The sequence below is a fragment of the Paenibacillus sp. 01T422 genome, assembly GCF_056398785.1.
Genome location: NZ_JBFTQB010000447.1, coordinates 1 through 5,053, shown reverse-complemented (window position 1 = coordinate 5,053; position 5,053 = coordinate 1). Strand labels below are relative to the sequence as shown.

The following is a 5,053-nucleotide window of genomic DNA, read 5'->3' as shown; positions in this document are numbered from 1 at the left end:
CCTCCAACCCTTTTGTTTAACTAGAATCTTTAAAAAAGTTATAACTCGCTTACAACTACAAAATAAGGTAACTTTTTTTTTATATCTACTGTATATTTTTATTTCATTGATGTAATAGGCTGTATTTTTTAGAAATTGTAATATTCGCAGTGAATCTAAAGCGATTTCTCGACTGTCAATAATTGAACAATGTCTAAAAAAGATTGGCAATCCAGGCATCCTCCTATATAATGATTTGGTATTTGGCAACTACAAGGTAACTACGCAGCAAGGAGTTTTGTAAGATGAATGCAATGAATAAAACGAGAGTACCAATTCCTGTTTTTTTGTTAATCGGCATTATCGCGATCTCATTTTCAGCTATTTTTGTTAGATGGTCTGATGCACCTGCCGCTGTCACGGCTATGTATCGTTTGTTGATGACGAATGTATTAATGCTGCCGTTTCTATGGAGTTATCGGTCAGAGATTACTAGAATTCGCCTAAGAGATTGGATGCGAACAGCGGCATCCGGTATCGCGCTTGGCTTGCATTTTCTATTCTGGATGGATTCCCTTCGATTTACGACGGTTGCAAGTTCGACGGCGATTCTCACATTAGAGCMTATTTTTGTTCTAGTCGGGGCGTTTCTGATCTATGGGCAAAGAACGAATCGAGCAGCTGTAATGGCGATGTGTGTGGCTATAGTTGGTGCTATATGTATTGGATGGGGCGACTTTCAATTCTCAGGAGCAGCATTGAAAGGTGACTTTTTATCCCTCATTGGAACCGTGGCGGTTGCACTTCACATGCTTTGGGGCAAAGGCTTGAGAGAGCGAATCTCCGCTTTCGTGTACAGCTTTTTTGTTTTCCTGTTCGCTGGGCTCGTACTTGCTGTCACGAACGTAATTACGGGAACCTCATTCACAGCTTATCCAGCGAAAGAGTGGGGCGTTTTCCTGCTGCTTGCAATCATCCCAACGGTCTTCGGTCATTATGTATTTAACTGGCTGCTCAAGTATATGAAGGCTTCTTCGGTGTCGATGACTGTCTTGGGCGAACCGCTTGGTGCGTCTATATTGGCTTATTTTTTACTTGGCGAAAAGATTACTACGATCCAGCTTTTGGCGGGATGTCTGTTGTTAGTCGGGGTTGGCTTGTTTTTACGCAGTAACGAGAAAAAATAATTTTTAAGTATTAATTGAACGAAGGTAAAATACGAGGCTCGGCAGATTTGTTTTTCCACTTGGAGGGATAACGTGAGATTTCGCGATTTTCATCGTAATGTTAAATTAAGAATCGGCCTTTCATTCATTTCCGGTACCGCGAACAACATGGTGCTTCCCTTCATGTCCATTTACTTCTCTGGTAAATTAGGTGATACGAGCGCTGGACTTGTTGTCATTTTCGGTATTCTAGCGGGTGTCATCGCGGGTATTGTAGGCGGTTATTATGCGGATCGAATTGGTCGTAAAAAGCTGATGCTGACAGCAGAGATCGGTTGGATGTTCTGCTTTCTAGGCATGGCTTTGTCTAATTCGCCATGGCTGTCGTCACCGTGGATGACGTTTGCACTGATGATTTTGGTGAGCATGTTTTGGGGTGTTCATGGACCCGCGAATGATGCGATGTTGCTCGACGTTACAGCTCCTGATATTCGTAAATACATGTATGCCATTATGTACTGGATGAACAACTTATCTTTTGCGATCGCTGGTATAGCAGGGGCGTTCTTATTCAAATCCTACTTGTTTGAGTTGTTCATTGGCTTATCGGTCATTGGTTTGATATCGCTAATTATTACTTATTTCTTTATTCATGAGGTCTATGAGCCGAAACCGCTATCTGATCGTGGTGGAGCGGGGGGCAGCCTTCAAGGAAAGACGTCCATATGGTCCAATTACAAGCTGGTGCTGTATGATAAAACTTTCATGATCTTCACAGTCGCGTCTTTATTGTTGGTCTCTGTCGAGTTTCATCTAGGGAATTATGTCGGTGTCCGATTGGAAAAAGAGATGGTATCTGCTCCGTTCATCCCTTGGATGGAGTCATCCTGGACGGTAGATGGTCTCAAAATGTTAGGTTTTATCCGCACGGAAAATACCGTACTCGTTGTTGTGCTTTCCGTGCTCATGGGAGTTTTGATGCGGCGGTTCTCAGATAGCAAAGTGCTGTTTGTCGGCTATGCTTGTTACATTCTGGGTTATAGCTATTTAGCTTATAGCAATCAACCTGGGCTGCTGCTGCTTTCGATGTTCATTGCAACCGTTGGCGAACTAATGTATGTGCCGATTAAACAGGCGTACTTAGGTAACATTGCACCTGACCATGCAAGAAGCTCGTACATGGCTCTCTTCGGGATGGTGTACAAAGGAGCAACACTGCTCGGAGGTATTGGTGTGATCCTTGGTGGCTGGATGCCATCTTGGATAATGGCAACGCTCATTGCGATTAGCGGGGTCATTGGGATGGCTATGTTTTACGCCATTCTGGCTCAGCTCGAAGAGCGTAAAGAAAAGGCGGAGAAGAGCTACAGGGAGGCAATGGCAACAACTGCAGCTTCAGGTGTTACGGCGTAAACCCGTGCAGACCATTATTCCTGCGGCGGTTGACGCGATGGCGGCTTAGCCTTTCACTTGAGGTGGCTAATTGGAGCAAACCGCTGGAACTGTGCACGGAGTGGAGGGGTTACTTGTAATTAACTCCGATTGCTCCTGCTATTTTGTCTCACAAACCCGTTTTATGCCAAATAACTGGAATTGATACTGCTAATTTCACTCATTTTAGCGGATTTCGTCCAGCTCTCGACGATTTAGCTGGGGTTTCCGCCGCTATTTCATTCGCTGCTACTGTGCAACTAAGATTAACGGCAGTTATTCCATCTATTTCAGCTGCTGAGGCTAATTGGAGCGTACCGCTGGAACACGTAAAAAGGGGCTGTCCCTCAGGACTTTCAAGTCCTGTTGTGACAACCCCTTTTTCTGTCTTATTTCGTTGTAGAGGCAAACTCATTTTTGATTTTTTGCAGTAGTTCTGGGCGGCATAGGACTTCATAAGCTGTGTTAGCAAGCGCTTTGGCTGTGAAAATCATAGCGTCCAGAGCAGGCTCTTGCAGCGCTAGATCGCGGAACTCTTTGGTATGCAGCATATGCTTCTGGCCAACGACCTTGACGAAGGGGTGAATCGTTGGACATTGAATCGATACATTGCCCAGATCAAGCGAGCCGTGGTCCTTGCCGATTTCAATGTCCTTCGGATCGATGCCCATTTCATTAAGTTGATCCGAGAACACTTGGGATAACGTTTCGTTCGTGCGCAGCTCGTCATACGAATATTCGTAGAAGGACGTTTTGAGTGTGCAGCCTGTTTGTAAAGCAGCGCCCTCCGCGCAGTGGAGCACTTTCTGGACGAGCTCATCCGTATAGGTACGAGTCGCTGACCGGACATAGAATTGAGCGACGGCATAGTCAGGGATAATGTTAGGCGCCTTGCCGCCTTCGCTAATAATGCCGTGAATGCGCGCGTCGGATTTCATCTGCTGGCGCAGCGCATTGATGGAATTGAAAAGCTGGAGCACCGCATCCAGCGCGTTAACGCCTTCATAAGGCTGTGCCGCGGCATGCGCGGAACGGCCGAAAAATTCGTACTGAATCGCATCCATTGCCAGGGATTCACCCGATTTTTCGTAGGTGTAATAAGGATGCGCCATCAAGGCGATGTCCACGTCGCGGAAGAGTCCTGCTTCGGCCATGGGCACTTTTGCACCTTTGGTTTCCTCGGCCGGAGTTCCATACAGACGAATACTGCCGCCTGTTTCGGCCAGAACAGACTTCAGCCCGATCGCTGCACCAATGCTCATCATGCAGATCAAGTGATGTCCGCAGGCATGTCCCAGATCCGGTAAAGCGTCATACTCTGCTAAGAAGCCAACGACAGGTCMTGCTTTTCCGGAATCATAGGTGGCTATGAAAGCTGTTGGAATATCTAATACGCCACGCTCAACATGGAAACCGTGATGTTCCAGCTCTTCCGTTAAACGAGCGGAAGCCTGAAACTCTTCATGTCCGAGCTCCGGATTCGCTCCGATAAAGCTGGAAATTGCTTTGAATCTATCCGCGTTATTGTCAATGGTTTGTGTGATGGTTGATTTCATAAGTGAGAAGGCTCCTTTATCTTATTACTTTCTTTATTGTAGTATAAAGAGGCGCAAACTACCACTTTCAGGAGCTCTGAGTTACAATAAGTGAACGAAGTTCATATAGAAAAGATCTGCTTACAGAGAAAATTATGTTATGGGGGAATAATCGGATGATGAAATATGGCGCAGAGCACGTTGAACACAAATTTACATTATCTTTTATTGAATCGGAAGTACGTGGACAATGGCGCGACATGTATCTAAGGATGCATCTGGAAGCTGGTGAGACGTTTCCGGAGGATCTTATCGATCCATCTATTCTTGTGATTTGCAATTTGGAGGGAGACATTGTTCAAATGGTGCTTCATGACGAGGGCTGCGATTGCGAGTTTCAATTCACGTACGCGGAAAAAGCGCAAATCGAAAATTTTGTTCAGGGGCATGTAAACGTATAAAAAATCTTGCCTTACATCTGGTGAGAGTGTCCCTTCCCAAACTGGGCGCTGACGCATATACTATCCTACGTCAGGCTTTAGGGAGAGGATAGCATGGATAAAACGATTAACTATTTGGCATTTGGCGATTCACTAACCGTTGGTTTTGGTGCACCGGAAGGTCGCGGATTCGTGTACAGCTTTAAGATGAAGGTAGAGCAGTGGCTTAACGTTCCTGTTCAATTAATCCAAGCGGGTACGAACGGTGCTACGACTAGCGAATTGCTCCAAACGCTCGATTCCGATCCGCAAATTCAGAAGGGTATCCAGGAAGCGGATATCATAACGATTACAGCTGGCGGGAATGATTTAATCCAAGCGGCAATTCCTTTCTTTTATCAGAATGACCCTGCCTTTCTAAAGTCTGCACTTCAAACCTACGAATCGAATTACAAAGAAATCATGGTGCAAATAGAAACGCTGCGGCAAGGTATCGATACCC

General features: G+C 45.6%; 6 protein-coding genes. 4 read left to right on the top strand and 2 right to left on the bottom strand.

Annotated features, from left to right (window positions below):
- Positions 1-210, bottom strand: a 210-nt coding sequence (locus AC1DUA_RS22705; protein ID WP_477501935.1) for a hypothetical protein, incomplete at its 3' end; no start/stop codon positions are given.
- A 74-nt stretch (positions 211-284) separates the two neighbouring features.
- On the opposite strand from AC1DUA_RS22705, the gene AC1DUA_RS22700 reads away from it, so the two are divergent.
- Positions 285-1,166: a DMT family transporter gene (locus AC1DUA_RS22700; RefSeq protein ID WP_477501934.1), complete on the top strand. Its 882-nt coding sequence runs from the start codon at positions 285-287 to the stop codon at positions 1,164-1,166.
- 72 nt (positions 1,167-1,238) lie between these two features.
- Positions 1,239-2,558, top strand: coding sequence for an MFS transporter (locus AC1DUA_RS22695; RefSeq protein WP_477501933.1), 1,320 nt, complete (start codon positions 1,239-1,241; stop codon positions 2,556-2,558).
- Between the two features lie 407 nt (positions 2,559-2,965).
- Here the strand turns inward: AC1DUA_RS22695 and AC1DUA_RS22690 are convergent, their stop codons facing one another.
- Entirely contained in the window at positions 2,966-4,132 is a 1,167-nt protein-coding gene (locus AC1DUA_RS22690) for a M20 family metallopeptidase (protein ID WP_477501932.1), read from the bottom strand.
- 155 nt (positions 4,133-4,287) lie between these two features.
- Here AC1DUA_RS22690 and AC1DUA_RS22685 point away from each other — a divergent pair, with 155 nt between their 5' ends.
- Complete coding sequence (locus AC1DUA_RS22685; RefSeq protein WP_477501931.1) at positions 4,288-4,572, top strand: hypothetical protein; 285 nt, start codon at positions 4,288-4,290, stop codon at positions 4,570-4,572.
- Positions 4,573-4,665: 93 nt separating this feature from the next.
- On the top strand, positions 4,666-5,053 hold a 388-nt coding region (locus AC1DUA_RS22680), incomplete at its 3' end, for a GDSL-type esterase/lipase family protein (protein ID WP_477501930.1).